Consider the following 14,472-nt stretch of genomic DNA (forward strand, 5'->3'; position numbering starts at 1 on the left):
AAAATACCCTGGTTTTCGAAAAAGCTTCGAAGGCTTGAATGGGAAAAGTATGTCATAAAAATCAAGAATGTATCAACTTAAAAATCAAAAAATCATGAAAAATCAAATGTTTAAAGTCGTGTTGACGATTATGTTTGCCGGTTTACTGGCATTGGGAGCCAACGCTCAACCTCGTGGTAACGGTTATGGAAAAGGTCAGGGAAATGGCTATGGTTACCGGAATGCAGGAATTTGCCAGAATATTCCCGGATTGACCCAGGAGCAGCAGGATAAAATTGCTGACTTGCAGAAAACTCACTGGAAGCAAATGGACGAACTGCGTCTGAAAAGAATGCGCGCTGCGACGCTGAAAGAACGCGACCAGATTGGTGTTCAGATAGCTGAAGCTCGTGCCGCTCATCATGCCGATTTAATGGCAGTGCTCGACAAAGACCAACAGCAATGGGCCAATGATCATTTAGCTATGGGATTCGGACGTGGTCAGGGACGTGGTGCCGGTTGTGGCAGAGGCTACGGACAGGGACGCCACGGACGCGGAGGATGGTAAAACCCAAATACTTTAATCAACTGTCATACTATTTTATGTGAAGCCTGGCCCGGGGAATTTTTCTCCGGGCTTTGTTTATTTCGCTTAGGGGCAGATTTCTCTGATTACACAAAAGGCTAATGAAAATAGTTTTCTGCTTCGCTGTGGAAGTGAATTGAAAATTTCAACAGCTCCCCGCGTCGTGTTGGCAACCAATTGAAAATTTCAACAGCTTCATTTTTCTTCCCGGGAACGAATTGAAAATTTCAATAACCTCTCTTTTCTCCCCGGCGACCGATTGAAAAATTCAACGGCTCCATTTTTTACGTCGGGAAGGCGTTGAAAAATTCAACAGCGCCAAATGTTGAACCGGGAACCTTCTGAAAATTTCAAGGCGGTCAGGAAAAGTTTCATTAGAGCTAATTCCCCTATCTTTACCGGCATGGTGAATGTAGTATGTGCAATTATTCAGGATGAAAATAAATTTCTGGCTTGCCGGCGGAAACAAGGTAAAGCAAGAGGCGGAAAATGGGAATTCCCCGGAGGGAAAGTAAAAGAAGACGAATCGCCGGAAGAAGCTATTGAAAGAGAATTACACGAGGAATTGTCGTTAGACGTCAAGGCTGCTGACATGCTGGGGGCCGTCGTTCACCACTATCCCGATATTTCTATCCGGCTAATCGCGATGAAGTGTTTTGTCAACGGGGGAACTATCTCTTTAACCGACCACGATGAGTTTCGTTGGGTGCCGGTTGATGAACTTCATTCTTTGGATTTTAGTGAGGCTGACTGCCAAGTGATTGATGAGATCCTGTTGGTCTGATTGCAAGCAAATGAAAAATAGTTGTCAACACCCCGGGTATTTTTGTGTGGAAAAATTCAACGAATGAGGTATTGACTTTCTACTTGCCAAGGTTGTATCTTGAATTCAATTATAAAAACGAGTTCCTTCCTAATATTATATCTGTCTTGAATGATGCAGCTTAAAAAAGTCGGGTCGCGGCCATTCTTTACCTGCTAATCTCTTTCGTGCCTATACTAATAGCCGTTCCAATATTTCATAGCCCGAAATGCTGCATAGAACAGCCTGTTGATATCCACATCGGGCTGTTTTTTTATGCCCGAATCATGATTCCTGTTGCCAGGCGTCCGGTAGCGGCACCATCACGGCGGGCGGAATAGAAATCTTCCCGATAGGTGAAGGTGCACAATTCTGCTACTTCAATATTTTTTTCAGGTATGCCTGATTTGAGCAGTTGAATGTAGTTGGCTTTCCACAGGTTCAGGTGTGGAGTTTTCTGATGCTCATTTTTCGAAACCAAATACTGAATGAGGTCGTGGTTTTTTTCCAGTTGTTCGTGCACTATTTGCACGATTTCGGGTCCTATCTGGTATACTGTCGGCCCAATTCCCGGTCCGATACCGGCAATAAGATCTTCCGGTTGCGTGCCGTATTCCTGTTTCATTGCTTCAATGGTTCTGCTAACAATCCGGCCAACGGTTCCACGCCAACCAGCATGGATGGCTGCAGCAGCTTTGCGTTGCGGGTCGTAGAGTAAAACCGGGATGCAGTCGGCGGTTTTTACTGCAATGCAGATGTTGGGCTTATCGGTTATTAATGCATCGGTTTCGTTGAGGTTTTCACGGCGAATTTCATCAGTCCAGCTAAGTGCTTCAGAGTTGATTTTGGCAACACTGGCCGAATGTGTTTGTACGGCAAAAACCAGTTGCTCCGGTTTTATCTGCAATGCATTGCTCAGTACTTCGCGATTGGCTTGTACATTAGGTTCTTCATCGCCGGAATGAAAACCCAGATTGAGCGATTGGTAAACTCCTTCGCTCTTCCCGCCATTACGGGTGGTAGAAAAATGAATGATTTCCGGGTAACCGGAAAAGTGGGAAAAGGTATAAACCGGAAGGTTTCCAAGATGCGACTTTTTCATAGCAGCGGTTTTCGAACTTTTGATGCAAATTATGGTTACCAATAGTGAGAACAATCCCTCACCATTGTAGTTCTGAGGAACCCAAAATTCTATCTTTTTTTCCTTATTTTTTAGGCAGGAAGTAGCCTTTGTCAGGTTGCTTTTATCGCATAATTCTTATCTTTAAAATTTACCATAACATTATGGTCACAAGTTTTATGAGCATTGAAGTTAGAAATAAAGAAATAAGCTGGTTGTCATTCAACGAGCGACTGTTGCAGGAGGCTTCGAAGAGGAATGTGCCGGTTATCGAACGTATCAAGTTTCTGGGAATCTACTCCAATAACCTGGATGAATTTTTCCGGGTACGGGTGGCTATTCTCCGGCGTCTGGCCATGATGGGACGCACCACGATGGTGGAAGGGGCCGATCCAAGAGAAGTGCTGGATGAGATTGAGCGGATTGTCGTTGAGCAGGGAAAGCGGTTTGAGGTGATTTATAAAGGCATTCTGAAGGAACTGGCCAAGGACTATATCTACCTGGTGAACGAGCAGGAACTTTCGGAAAGTCAGGGTAAGTATGTGCGCGATTACTTTCTCAAGGAAGTCCGGCCGCGGATTATGCCTATCATTCTGAAGAAGAGTCTGCCGTTACCCATGTTGGGCGATGATGCGATTTACATGGCTGTGGAATTAACCGGAAAGGACAAAACGACCTATGCCCTTATCGAGGTACCTTCGGATGTGCTGCCGCGTTTCATCATCATTCCGTCGGAAGATCCACGCGGGACTTATATTATCCTTTTGGAAGATATTATCCGGTATGAGCTGAAGGACCTGTTTTACATGTTCGAGTTCGAGGATATCAAATCCTATATTGTGAAGCTGACACGTGACGCCGAGCTGGATATCAACGACGATGTGGCCGAAAGTTACGTGAAAACGGTTGAGAAGAGTTTGGAAAAACGCGGTCAGAGTGAGCCGACCCGGTTTGTGTACGATAAAAAATTGCCGCGCGAGTTTCTGAAAATTTTATTGAAGAAGCTGAATTTCACCAAAGACGATACCATTATTGGTGGCGGACGGATTCACAACTTCAAGGACTTTATGAACTTTCCGAAAGTGGGAAGTAAAGAGCTCCAATATCAACCGATATCACCGGCCCGGCATAAGCGGGTCCTACCGGGAAAAACCTACCTGGAGAGTATATCAGAAAAGGATCTGTTGTTCCATTTTCCATATCAATCGTTTATTCATTTCATCGATCTTCTGCGGGAAGCATCGATTGATCCGAAAGTTACCGAGATTAAGCTGACGGTTTATCGCGTGGCTCCCGATTCGAGCGTGATGAACGCCCTCATCAATGCGGCCCGTAACGGGAAGCAGGTGACCGTTGTACTGGAACTTCGGGCGCGCTTTAACGAGCAGGATAACATAGAGTGGGGAAATATTCTGGATAAAGAGAATGTGAAGGTGATTTTCGGTGTGCCCGGACTGAAAGTGCATTCCAAGATATGTGTGATTAACCGGAAGGAACACGGCGAAGACAAACTGTTCGCTTGTATCGGAACCGGTAATTTCCACGAGGATACAGCCCGGGTGTTCAGCGACCATTTGTTGTGTACAGCCGATCCGCGCATTACCCGCGAAGTCAACTATGTGTTCGACTTCTTCGAGCGCAATTATAAGCTGAATCGTTTCCGGCACTTGATGGTTTCGCCGTTCAATATGCGAAGTCGCCTCATCCGCATGATCAACCAGGAAATACGAAACAAGCTGGAAGGGAAAGAGGCGATGTTCTATTTCAAATGCAACAACCTGGTCGATCCGGTTATCATCCGGAAAATACACGATGCTGCCCGTGCAGGGGTTGATGTCAAACTGAATGTACGTGGTATGTTCTCGTTGCTGCCTACACCACCCGACCAGAAATACACGATTCCCTGTATCGGGTTGATTGATCGTTTTCTGGAGCATTCCCGTGTGTATTTTTTCCATAATAATGGACATGAGCGTTTGTTCATCTCATCGTCGGATTTGATGTCGCGGAACCTTGACCGACGCGTTGAAGTGGGAGCCCCGATTTATGATGCAGACCTGCGGAACGAGATTAAGAAGATGCTGGAAATGCAGTGGCAGGATAATGAGGCAGCCCGCATTCTGGATAATAATCTGGTGAATCAGCTGAAAAGAACGGATAGTGAAACTCCATATAAGTCGCAGATGGAGTTCTATCGTTTCATCCGGCAGCAGCACGGCGACTACGAGGAAGGAATCTAAAAAGGAGATGCCCGGGGGAAAAATCAAGACTTCAGATATGGAAAGTCCTGAAGAAATGATCGAATTGCTGCGAGGCGGCTTCGTAAATTTCGGAGGCAGTCAATCGACCTTTTGGCACGAAGCTTTACACAACAATGCAGCGTTATTCAATCGGTGCCTCGAAGTGGCTTTTTCTGATGAGCATCCGACTGCGTGGCGCGCGTGCTATTTAATTGATAATACCACCGAAAAATATCCGGAAATGCTGAAACCCCATATCGGCAAATTCTGCGAACGACTTCCCTCGTTGAGCAACAGTTCTCAGAAACGGCATTTCGCGCGTATCCTTACTCGCTGCTCTATCCCGGAAGAATGGCTGGGTACCGTGGTTAATACTTGTTTCGAATGGCTGTATTCGCAGGAACCACCGGCTGTAAAGGTACATTGTATGCAGATTATTTTTCAGGCTGGGAAGAAAGAGCCCGATCTGTTGCAGGAACTAAAGGCGATTATTGAAGAACAATGGGATGTGGAAAGCAAAGGTTTTCGCAGCCGCGGACGAAAACTGCTGGAAGCCATCGAGAATCAGCGGAAAATGAACGGGAATTCGTAAAATAGAATAAACGATATAATGCCCCATAAGAAGATCGAGAAAAGCATCAGTGGCAAAAACCTTCTCTTTCGTTCGTAATACTTTTTCCCGAGAAATGCTCCCAGGGGAATTGACAGCAAAATCGGTGTCAGGATGATGATGCCCCACATGCCGTATTTCATCCGGGTACGAACAATAAACTTATTTCGGCGGGTAAATTTCCTTCGTTTCCGGCGTCTTTCTTTAAACTGGTCCAGCCAGATCTCCATTCGGCGCTCAAAAGTTGCTGGTGTACAGCAATACAGTTTCGGGAGATGTTTCAGGAATTTATGAATGATGATGCCGCTCAGGTAGTAGTAAAAGATGAATCCTAGGATTCCTCCCGCTTCAACTGCCAGAAAAGTCTCCCAGAATTCAAGCTTCAGTATTTTCACATAAGGCGGTGTCCAGAAGTATTTTAAGCTTGCCAGAAGAAATACATTCAATATTTTCAGTAAGTATCCCATCTCATATCTCCCCTAACAAAATTACGTGAGTTTATGATGCAGATGTTTCTTTTTTCCGGATTTATTTGAAGACTTTTTAAATCTTTCCATCCTCCGAAATTGTTTGGCCAGAAGCGATTCAAAGATTAATTTTATGCTCAATTGAAAAAGAGACAAACCAAACACAGCTATTGCGTGTTGTCTTTTGGGATAGAAACTTTTACTTATGGATTTCTCTGATTATTATGAAGCCATTGGATTGCTGGCTTCGGTGTTGGTGGCGATTAGCCTGATGATGTCTTCGCTTGTTAAGTTGCGGTGGTTGAATCTGTTCGGGTCTGTTATATTTTCCGTTTATGGTATCTTAATCCATTCTGTATCGGTAGCGGGAGTTAATATTTTTATTGTGGGGGTGAATATCGTTCACCTGTATGGTATTTACCGGAAAAAGGAGGCTTTTCGCGTTGCTTTTGTCCATTCGGAGGAGAACGATTATTTGACTGATTTTCTGGAATATTATCACGATGACATCCAGCGTTTCTTTCCCCGTTTTAACTTCAATATCGAAGAGGAATACCTAATCATGTTTGTGCACCGCGACCTGAATATGGCCGGTCTTATTGTGCTGGAAATAAAAGATTCTGATACGTTACACATTGTTCTTGACTATGTGGTGCCCCGCTACCGCGATTACAAAGTGGCTGATTATATTTTCAAGCGAAATATCGATCGGTTCCGTTATTTGGGATACAATATGCTCTATTCCGAAGTGCAAAACTCAGCGCACAACAACTACCTCGAGAAGATTGGTTTTGAGAAAGAAGGCGATCGGTACGTTTTTCGGATAAAATAAATCAGGCTATTTTTTCGTAGAAGTAGGAACAGCGTTCGTGCTTCATGTCAAAAGTTATTATCTCCTTGTCGGGATGATTTTGATAGAGGCAAAGTAACCCGTAGTCGCCGGCACAAAAGAAGCTGTGGATGGCCATGATGCTTAACCAGAGAATGACGGCCGGTGAATTCTGCCAGATACACCACAAAGCACCTGCAGCCGTTACCAGGTTAACTACCACGAAAGGAACGATTGCTACAAAACGGAATTGCTTTTTCTGAATGACTTCCCGGTCGGCCTGGACGTAGAAAATGAAGCGCCAGAAATTGGCTCCGAACGAAATATTTTTTACTCCTGTTATCAAAAAAGCGGCGGCATGCAGTAGTTCGTGAATTACCACCAGTGCAGTAAACGAAATAAGTACAGCTAGCGAAAACCATTCTAGTTCCATTTTTGAGCCTTTAAAAAAGGTCACAATGCTGTAGACTAGTAAACCGGCTAAAACGGCACCCATGATGGTTTGGTATATCATATACCGTTTGGCCAGCCTCGAGCCACCCGAAAATTGCTCCAGCAAAAACGCTTTAATATTATCGTGGGAAATTCGGGCTACTAGTTTGTAGCCTGGTCCGTGTTGTATCTGTTCAGGAGTTGGTCCCATTTATATTTGTGCTTTTGCAGGGTAAATACCTGCAGACAAGATATAAAAAAACCCGCTGGGATGCAGCGGGGTAAAAACCAAAAATTGCCTGTTCGTTTTCGTGCGAGGCAACTTGAACTTTAATCAACCGATACAAAGATACAGCTTTCGTAATATTAATTTAACAAATATTAAATTAGAATGAGCAAATGAGCATTTTGAATGATTGAATCATATGTTTGAAAGGATGAATGCGGTTTTTTGCCCATTTTAACTTTTTAAAAAAGGCATTCTTATCGGTTGATTTTCAGTTTGTAGTTTTTGAAAAACGTCATTTTATACGCTTAATATCTATTATGGTGACTGGATGAATCAAATATTGGCTAGTATCTGGTTGCATTTGTATTTGTTTAACAACGTTCATACCCTTAATTACTTTACCAAAAGCGGCAAATCCTTGTCCATCCGGATTTCGCTTTCCGCCATAATCAAGCGCAGGCTGGTCGCCAATGCAAATGAAGAACTCTGACGAGGCGGAACCGGGCTTATTTCGTGCCATCGAAATGACTCCGTTTTTGTGCCGAATACCTGTCTGTTGAGTTGTTTCGTGTGGGATGGTTGGAATTTTATCTACCAGACTATCTGCGAACAGTCCTCCCTGAATGACTTCAATTTTTACCTGATTGTGCGGCTGGTTATTCATGCGGACCGTGCGATAAAACTCGGCATCGGTATATACGCTGTCTTCTACCAGCTGCAGAAAATTATTAGCGGTAACCGGAGCTTTGTCGGGGTAAAGCTCAACCTGTATGTTTCCCAAGGTCGTCTGGATTTCAACGACGGGTTCGTTTTGGCAAGCACTGAAGGCAACCAGAAGGAAAGCAAATACGAAAGTTTTCATTGGAAAAAGGATTTAGCGATGAACGCATAAATATAAATTCTTCCAACCGGAATTTTGTATGTGTTGATTTGCTAATTCAATTGATGCATCGGTCGGAATTTCGTAAATTTCTTGTAATCAATTAACCAGTAAACTTTTATTCCATGAAAAGAGATGTCTTATTGTTGCTTGTTCAACATCGCGAAGATACAGCCGACCGTGTTCAAAAGATATTAACCGGTTGGGGATGTTTCATCAAAACACGCCTGGGACTTCATGATGGCGTTTTGGATAACTGTTCCGAAAGCGGCCTGATATTTCTGGAACTGGTCGGTGAGCAGGCTAAACACGAAGAGCTTGTTCGAAAGCTCAAGTTGGTAAAAGGCGTCGATGCTCAGCTCGTGCAGCTCGATGTGACAGAATAGCTTGATTCTTTACTTTGCTTTTTCTGCTTTTTTCCTTTTTAAATGACTTATTACAAAATGCAGATCGGAGAAGGTAACCTCATCGCCGGCTAAGCTTTTTATTTCCGATAATGACCTTGTTTTATCACTTTTAATGAGTGGTGAAAGCGTTTTTATGATTTCTTCGCGGACAAAGTCTGTGATTTCCAGATCTCCTTGTTCAACGTAATAAGCAAGATGCTTTTCAATTGTTGCCTCGGTGAAACCTCTCTGTTTGCTGATGGCAGGTATGTCCATTCCCTGTTTGTAAAGGTTGAAGGTGATCTGTTTGGTATCTTCTTTTTTGCCACGTAAAGGTGGATAGTTGCTGTCTTTTCTTATCGGTATGTTTTTCTTATGGCAATATTCCTTTACAATTTTTAGGATGTCGTCGCCATGTTGAGTTAGTTTTTTCTTTCCAATGCCGTGAATAGAACCGAGTTGTTTTATCGTTGTTGGTAGTTCATTGGCAATCAGGCGCAGTGATTTCTGCGAAACAATGGAATAAAGAGCAACACCAGCTTCATTAGATAGTTGATAGCGCCATGCTTTTAGTTCCTGGTAAAGTTCGGGATGAATAACATCCGAGTCATTCAGGATGATTTTCGGTCTTCTTTCAACTTCCATATCTCCAAGCTGCGCCAGCGCTCTTGTGCGAAGATAGCTCACCAGAGCGAAACCTGTACTGACTGCTGTGAAAGACTTTATTTTCTGTGTGGTTTCTCCCTCTATCTTTTCAGAAAGTTCATCCAGTGATTTCTGAATTGCTCTGTTATCTGACTCGTAATAAAGTTTCCCGAAGGCGGGTTGCCATTGGTTTTCCAGATATTCTTTAAAATAGATGCCGGCTTTACTGATCCGTTCGTTGAAGAAAGAATCGGTTTCCGGATACCTGTTTTCCTGAAATAGTCGATTACATTGATTTTGGAATTTTATCGAAACATCCTTTAGATGAGGTAAATGAACATTTGACAATTCCATCAGTTTGTTTTTCAGGTTACCCTGAATACTTTTCTCGTTGGTCCCGATAAGATGGAGCAAATTGTTGATTTTCTTTTCGATGGAATGAAAGCTAAAGAGTTCGTTCAGCAACATTTGTTGGTAGGCTCGCCTGGATTTGGCAAAGTCCTGACTATCGGGTTTGCTGGCGGCCACTTTGCTGTTGAAATGCTGAACCATCGGATCGCAGATGACAGCATCGGATGATAATGGCGTACTAAGCCGAAGGCCCTCCAGGGTTTTGCACCGGCTCAGCGCCACGTAGGTTTGTCCATGTGCAAAGGCGGCATGCGCATCGATAACAGCTTTGTCGAAGGTTAATCCCTGACTTTTGTGAATGGTGATGGCCCATGCTAGCTTCAAGGGGTACTGAATAAATTTTCCGATCTCCTTCTCTTCAATATTTTTTGTTTCAGGATGGATGGTATACTGAATGTTGCGCCATTCTTCCTTTTCGGCTTCAACCCGTTCATCTTCCCCTGGAAAAGATACTTCGATGTGTTCCTCATCCAGTTCGGTGACCACACCGATCTTTCCGTTGTAATATTGCTTCCGGTATGAGGTGTCGTTCTTCAGAAACATAACCTGAGCTCCTTCTCTCAGTTGGAGATTGGCTGGTGCCGGATAATTGTACGAAGCAAAATCTCCCTGAACTTCTGCTTCGAAGTTGTACAACTGGGTTCCGAGTCGTGCCAGTTTCTGATGATTGATACTATCAGCTCCGGCATTGTGTGTGGTGAGCGTGATGTAGCCCTCGTTATCTCCGTGAAGGTAGGAAGGATGAAATCTTTCATTTAGTGTCTGGAGAGATCCGGGTGTCAATCGGTCATCTCTTATTTCATTCAGAATTCGAATAAAATCCTCGTCTTGTTGGCGGAAAATTGTTTTCAGTTCGATGTTGACCGGCTTGGAGTTGGCCAGTGCGTAGCTGCTGAAGAAATAAAATGTATCGTAATATGATTTGAGCAACTCCCATTCTTCTTTTTTCACTACCGGCGGAAGTTGCTGAAGGTCTCCGATTAATAGCAACTGCACTCCACCAAAAGGAACATCCGGACGGCGGTATCTGCGGAGCACTTCATCAATTCCGTCAAGTACATCGGCCCGAACCATGCTGATTTCATCAATGACTAGCAAATCGAGAGTTCTGATAATGTTGATTTTGGTTTTGCTAAACCGGTAACGTTGCTCATTGCTGCGCTGTTGATTCGTAACGCCTGTTATCTTTTTCGTCAGAATGGGCCCAAATGGAAGTTGAAAGAATGAATGAATGGTCACTCCACCGGCATTGATAGCCGCCACACCAGTGGGTGCTACAACAATTGTTCGTTTTAATGGATTAGCTTTTAGATTTTGTAAGAAGGTGGTTTTACCAGTACCTGCCTTCCCGGTTAAGAAAACGTTCCGGTTGGTGTACCATACGAATTTCCTTGCAAGATCGATTTCAGGATTCGGAGTCATTTGCGGTGGATTTTGATATTCGGATATTGAAGTTACAAAAAAATGTCGAGGATACCGGTGAATACCGGCAGTTGAAAAGCAGGTTTTTGTGTTATGAAAATTGGTTGTCTTTCGCGTTGAATATTTGTAACTTAAACAGATTCGAATACTAAATTTAGGAGGGCTTACTATGTCAGAAAGCGTTTATAAAATTATTGAACTGGTCGGTACCAGTACTGAATCATGGGAAAAAGCAGCGATGAATGCTATTGATCGGGCTTCGAAATCTTTACGGGACCTACGTATTGCTGAAGTTTCGCAACTGGATATGCAGATAAAGGATGGTAAAGTAGAAGCTTATCGGGCCAAGGTCAAAGTGTCGTTTAAATTCGAAAGTTGATAACGGTTTTCTATGATTCTTCTTCTGGTAGTCAGACTGGAGAAATAAAAGCCGCATTCCTGAGTTCAGAAATGCGGCTTTTGGGTGGAGGTCGGTGGCGGATTCGAACCGCCGTACGCGGTTTTGCAGACCGCTGCCTAGCCACTCGGCCAACCGACCATTATAACTTCGAAAATTAGCTGGGATCTCACTTTTTAGTGACGAATAGCCTGTATTTTTTCGATGCGGATGCAAATATAGGGAAATTTCTTCATCCCTTGCAACTCTCTTTTCAAAAATCCCCGGGCTAGCGCTCGAGGGTAACACTTACCCGCTCGATTTGTCCTCCCATCGGAGGATTCATTTTCGAAATCTTCACTTTGGCCCAGTGTATTTCCGGAAAGGTTGCATACAGACTATCCAGAATTCGTCCGCCAATATGCTCTAAAAGATGTGACTTCTCTTCCATCTCATCCTTAATCAACTGGTAGACCAACTGGTAATTCAGCGCATCTTCCAGCTTGTCACTTTTCGAAGCAGCCTGGCAGTTTGTCCGTATCGCTACATTGACCAAAAAACGGTTCCCGACTACCTGTTCCTCTTTGAAATGCCCGTGATAGGCATAAAATTCCATGTCCTCAATTTCAATCAGTCCCATGTTGTTTCGGTGTTAAAACACTTGCCTTTTGGTCGGAAATTGTATTTCCTTCCGGCGTTTATTTCCCCAAAATTACGAGTATTTTATGAAAACCTATTTTTATGATTGATTATTACCACGAATGGGGAAACTCTTCTTACTTTTGTGAGAACATTTTGACAACAATTCCGCGAAGTAACGCATTGCATATGACGGAGAAGAAAACCACAGCAGAAGGAGCTGAAAAAAAGGCTCCTAAGAATTTTATACATCAGCAGATTGACGCTGATTTGGCCGAAGGTAAGAATGGTGGACGTGTTCATACCCGTTTTCCCCCGGAGCCTAATGGCTATTTGCATATCGGTCACGCCAAATCGATTTGCCTGAATTTTGGTATTGCAGAAAAATATGGCGGCCTGACGAACCTGCGTTTCGACGATACTAACCCGACGAAAGAGGAAACCGAATACGTCGATTCCATTAAGGAAGACGTACATTGGCTTGGTTTTGACTGGGGCGATCGGGAATATTATGCCTCTGATTATTTTGACAAGCTGTATGAGTTCGCCGTAACATTAATCAAGCGCGGGCTCGCTTATGTCGATTTCCAGGGACAGGAAATCATAAGCCAGCAACGTGGTACGCCGCAACGTCCGGGAATTGAAAGTCCATATCGAAATACTTCGCCGGAAGAAAACCTGATGCATTTCGAAAAAATGCGGAACGGAGAATACGAGGAAGGTCATTGCGTGCTGCGGGCCAAAGTTGATATGGCATCGCCGAACATGCACATGCGCGATCCGTTGATGTACCGTGTCCTGAAAAAGACGCATCACCGTACAGGTGACAAGTGGTGCATCTACCCGATGTATGATTTCGCGCACGGACAGAGCGACTATTGGGAAGGAATTACCCATTCGATTTGTACGCTGGAATTTGAAATTCACCGCCCGTTATATGACTGGTTCGTCGATCAATTGAAAACAAATGAGTATCGTCCGCGACAGATTGAGTTCTCGCGGTTGAACCTGAGTTATACCGTCATGAGTAAGCGTCGTTTGCTCGAGCTTGTTCAGAAAGGATACGTTAGTGGCTGGGACGATCCGCGCATGCCCACTATTTCAGGCCTTCGCCGAAGAGGATACACGCCAGAATCGGTTCGGAATTTCTCCGAGCGCGTTGGTATTACCAAGGTAGACGGGGTGACCGATGTAGCGCTTCTGGAACATGCTGTCCGTGAAGATTTGAACAAACGCGCACAGCGGGTAATGGGTGTTTTGAACCCCCTGAAAGTGGTGATCACGAACTATCCGGAAGGAGAAGAGGAAAACACTGAGGCAGTTAATAATCCGGAAGATGAAAGCATGGGCAAACGCAGTGTGCCGTTTTTCCGGGAACTTTATATCGAACGTGACGACTTTATGGAAGACCCGCCACGGAAGTTTTTCCGTCTGGCACCGGGCCGTGAAGTCCGTTTGCGTTATGCATACTTCATTACTTGTAACGAAGTAATTAAAGACGAAAACGGAGAGGTTGTTGAATTGCGATGCACTTACGATCCGGAAACCAAGGGTGGAAATGCTCCCGACGGGCGGAAAGTGAAAGCGACGCTTCACTGGGTTTCAGCCAAGCATGCGGTAAAAGCAGAAGTACGGCTTTACGATCGCTTGTTTAATGATCCGGATCCGGCCGGTCACAAGGATGTTGACTTCACGGAATTCCTGAATCCTGATTCGCTGGAGATTCGTTCGGAGTGTTATGTCGAACCTTTCGTGAAGGATGCGAAACCACTGGATCATTTCCAGTTTGAGCGCGTCGGTTATTTCAACCTCGATCCGGAGTCAACTCTAGAGCATATGCGTTTTAACCGCACGGTTCCGCTCAGGGAAACCTGGAAGAAGATGCAATAAGTTTAGATACGCGATATATTGAAAAGAGCTGTGTCCGGCATGTGCCGGACACAGCTCTTTTTTGTCATATCTTTTTTCTGTTTTTGTTGTAGAAGGGAAGCACAGCATAGGTGTAAACGTAACATCCCATGCAGAAACCCACGCTCCACTCCAAAAACGCAAACACGGTAAGGATTCCCATAACAATTTGTGAGGCTAAAACATAGTGGACGAGCAGAAGAATGAAGGATACAACGGAAAACAGAAAGCCAACCCGGGCAGCGAAAATTTTCGGTCCTTTATTTATCTGTTTCGATTGAAATGGCACAAATTGGGTGAGTCCGGCGCCGGAACACGCCAGTATGCTGGTGTTTTTCATTCCAAAACCACGTGAATAGAAATCAATGGACAGAAAGGCCGCGGCAAACAGGTTCGGTTTTACGGTAAACAAAACAGCAATAATGAAACTGAGCAAAGCGGTACCTCGTACGGCTTTCTCGTCGACTTTTTCAGTCGATACGGGGCAAATAAGTGAGCTCATCGGTATTAA

At 44.2% G+C, this 14,472-nt stretch carries 15 protein-coding genes and 1 tRNA gene; 8 read left to right on the top strand and 8 right to left on the bottom strand.

Annotated features, from left to right (window positions below; translation table 11 throughout):
• Positions 1–94: 94 nt before the first annotated feature.
• Both GJU87_RS19585 and GJU87_RS19590 read left to right on the top strand, forming a co-directional pair.
• Positions 95–547: a Spy/CpxP family protein refolding chaperone gene (locus tag GJU87_RS19585; protein WP_153641026.1), complete on the top strand. Its 453-nt coding sequence runs from the start codon at positions 95–97 to the stop codon at positions 545–547.
• Between the two features lie 340 nt (positions 548–887).
• The gene (locus GJU87_RS19590) at positions 888–1,349 is read left to right on the top strand and encodes a (deoxy)nucleoside triphosphate pyrophosphohydrolase (protein ID WP_228492056.1); all 462 of its coding nucleotides are present in this window, start codon (positions 888–890) and stop codon (positions 1,347–1,349) included.
• Between the two features lie 292 nt (positions 1,350–1,641).
• Here GJU87_RS19590 and pgeF read toward each other — a convergent pair whose 3' ends face one another.
• Complete coding sequence (gene pgeF, locus GJU87_RS19595; protein WP_153641027.1) at positions 1,642–2,469, bottom strand: peptidoglycan editing factor PgeF; 828 nt, start codon at positions 2,467–2,469, stop codon at positions 1,642–1,644.
• A gap of 197 nt (positions 2,470–2,666) precedes the next feature.
• On the opposite strand from pgeF, the gene ppk1 reads away from it, so the two are divergent.
• Together ppk1 and GJU87_RS19605 are read left to right on the top strand one after the other, a co-directional pair.
• Positions 2,667–4,727: a polyphosphate kinase 1 gene (ppk1, locus tag GJU87_RS19600; RefSeq protein WP_153641515.1), complete on the top strand. Its 2,061-nt coding sequence runs from the start codon at positions 2,667–2,669 to the stop codon at positions 4,725–4,727.
• A 37-nt stretch (positions 4,728–4,764) separates the two neighbouring features.
• Positions 4,765–5,319, top strand: coding sequence for a hypothetical protein (locus GJU87_RS19605; RefSeq protein WP_153641028.1), 555 nt, complete (start codon positions 4,765–4,767; stop codon positions 5,317–5,319).
• On the opposite strand, the gene GJU87_RS19610 is transcribed toward GJU87_RS19605, so the two are convergent.
• A complete protein-coding gene (locus GJU87_RS19610) occupies positions 5,292–5,804 on the bottom strand; it encodes a hypothetical protein (RefSeq protein ID WP_153641029.1) in 513 nt (170 codons plus the stop codon). The genes GJU87_RS19605 and GJU87_RS19610 overlap by 28 nt on opposite strands.
• A gap of 205 nt (positions 5,805–6,009) precedes the next feature.
• Between GJU87_RS19610 and GJU87_RS19615 the strand changes: the two genes are divergently transcribed.
• Positions 6,010–6,636: a YgjV family protein gene (locus tag GJU87_RS19615; RefSeq protein WP_153641030.1), complete on the top strand. Its 627-nt coding sequence runs from the start codon at positions 6,010–6,012 to the stop codon at positions 6,634–6,636.
• Between the two features lies 1 nt (position 6,637).
• On the opposite strand, the gene GJU87_RS19620 is transcribed toward GJU87_RS19615, so the two are convergent.
• Together GJU87_RS19620 and GJU87_RS19625 are read right to left on the bottom strand one after the other, a co-directional pair.
• Positions 6,638–7,276 (bottom strand): DUF3267 domain-containing protein, encoded by a 639-nt coding sequence (locus GJU87_RS19620; protein WP_153641031.1) that lies wholly within the window; start codon positions 7,274–7,276, stop codon positions 6,638–6,640.
• 310 nt (positions 7,277–7,586) lie between these two features.
• Complete coding sequence (locus tag GJU87_RS19625) at positions 7,587–8,156, bottom strand: peptidylprolyl isomerase (protein WP_153641032.1); 570 nt, start codon at positions 8,154–8,156, stop codon at positions 7,587–7,589.
• A 143-nt stretch (positions 8,157–8,299) separates the two neighbouring features.
• Here GJU87_RS19625 and GJU87_RS19630 point away from each other — a divergent pair, with 143 nt between their 5' ends.
• Positions 8,300–8,560, top strand: a complete 261-nt coding sequence (locus GJU87_RS19630) for a hypothetical protein (protein WP_106541242.1) — start codon at positions 8,300–8,302, stop codon at positions 8,558–8,560.
• 9 nt (positions 8,561–8,569) lie between these two features.
• On the opposite strand, the gene GJU87_RS19635 is transcribed toward GJU87_RS19630, so the two are convergent.
• Positions 8,570–11,038, bottom strand: a complete 2,469-nt coding sequence (locus GJU87_RS19635) for a helix-turn-helix domain-containing protein (RefSeq protein ID WP_153641033.1) — start codon at positions 11,036–11,038, stop codon at positions 8,570–8,572.
• A gap of 169 nt (positions 11,039–11,207) precedes the next feature.
• Between GJU87_RS19635 and GJU87_RS19640 the strand changes: the two genes are divergently transcribed.
• Entirely contained in the window at positions 11,208–11,417 is a 210-nt protein-coding gene (locus tag GJU87_RS19640) for a dodecin family protein (RefSeq protein WP_153641034.1), read from the top strand.
• Between the two features lie 85 nt (positions 11,418–11,502).
• Here the strand turns inward: GJU87_RS19640 and GJU87_RS19645 are convergent.
• Positions 11,503–11,576: transfer RNA gene (locus GJU87_RS19645), tRNA-Cys, on the bottom strand.
• A gap of 127 nt (positions 11,577–11,703) precedes the next feature.
• Positions 11,704–12,054, bottom strand: coding sequence for a dihydroneopterin aldolase (folB, locus tag GJU87_RS19650; RefSeq protein WP_106541245.1), 351 nt, complete (start codon positions 12,052–12,054; stop codon positions 11,704–11,706).
• A 188-nt stretch (positions 12,055–12,242) separates the two neighbouring features.
• On the opposite strand from folB, the gene GJU87_RS19655 reads away from it, so the two are divergent.
• Positions 12,243–13,943, top strand: coding sequence for a glutamine--tRNA ligase/YqeY domain fusion protein (locus GJU87_RS19655; protein WP_153641516.1), 1,701 nt, complete (start codon positions 12,243–12,245; stop codon positions 13,941–13,943).
• 64 nt (positions 13,944–14,007) lie between these two features.
• Here GJU87_RS19655 and GJU87_RS19660 read toward each other — a convergent pair whose 3' ends face one another.
• Positions 14,008–14,463, bottom strand: coding sequence for a DUF4395 domain-containing protein (locus GJU87_RS19660; protein ID WP_153641035.1), 456 nt, complete (start codon positions 14,461–14,463; stop codon positions 14,008–14,010).
• Positions 14,464–14,472 lie beyond the last annotated feature (9 nt).

The sequence above is a fragment of the Prolixibacter sp. NT017 genome, assembly GCF_009617875.1.
In the GTDB taxonomy this organism is placed as follows: Bacteria; Bacteroidota; Bacteroidia; order Bacteroidales; family Prolixibacteraceae; genus Prolixibacter.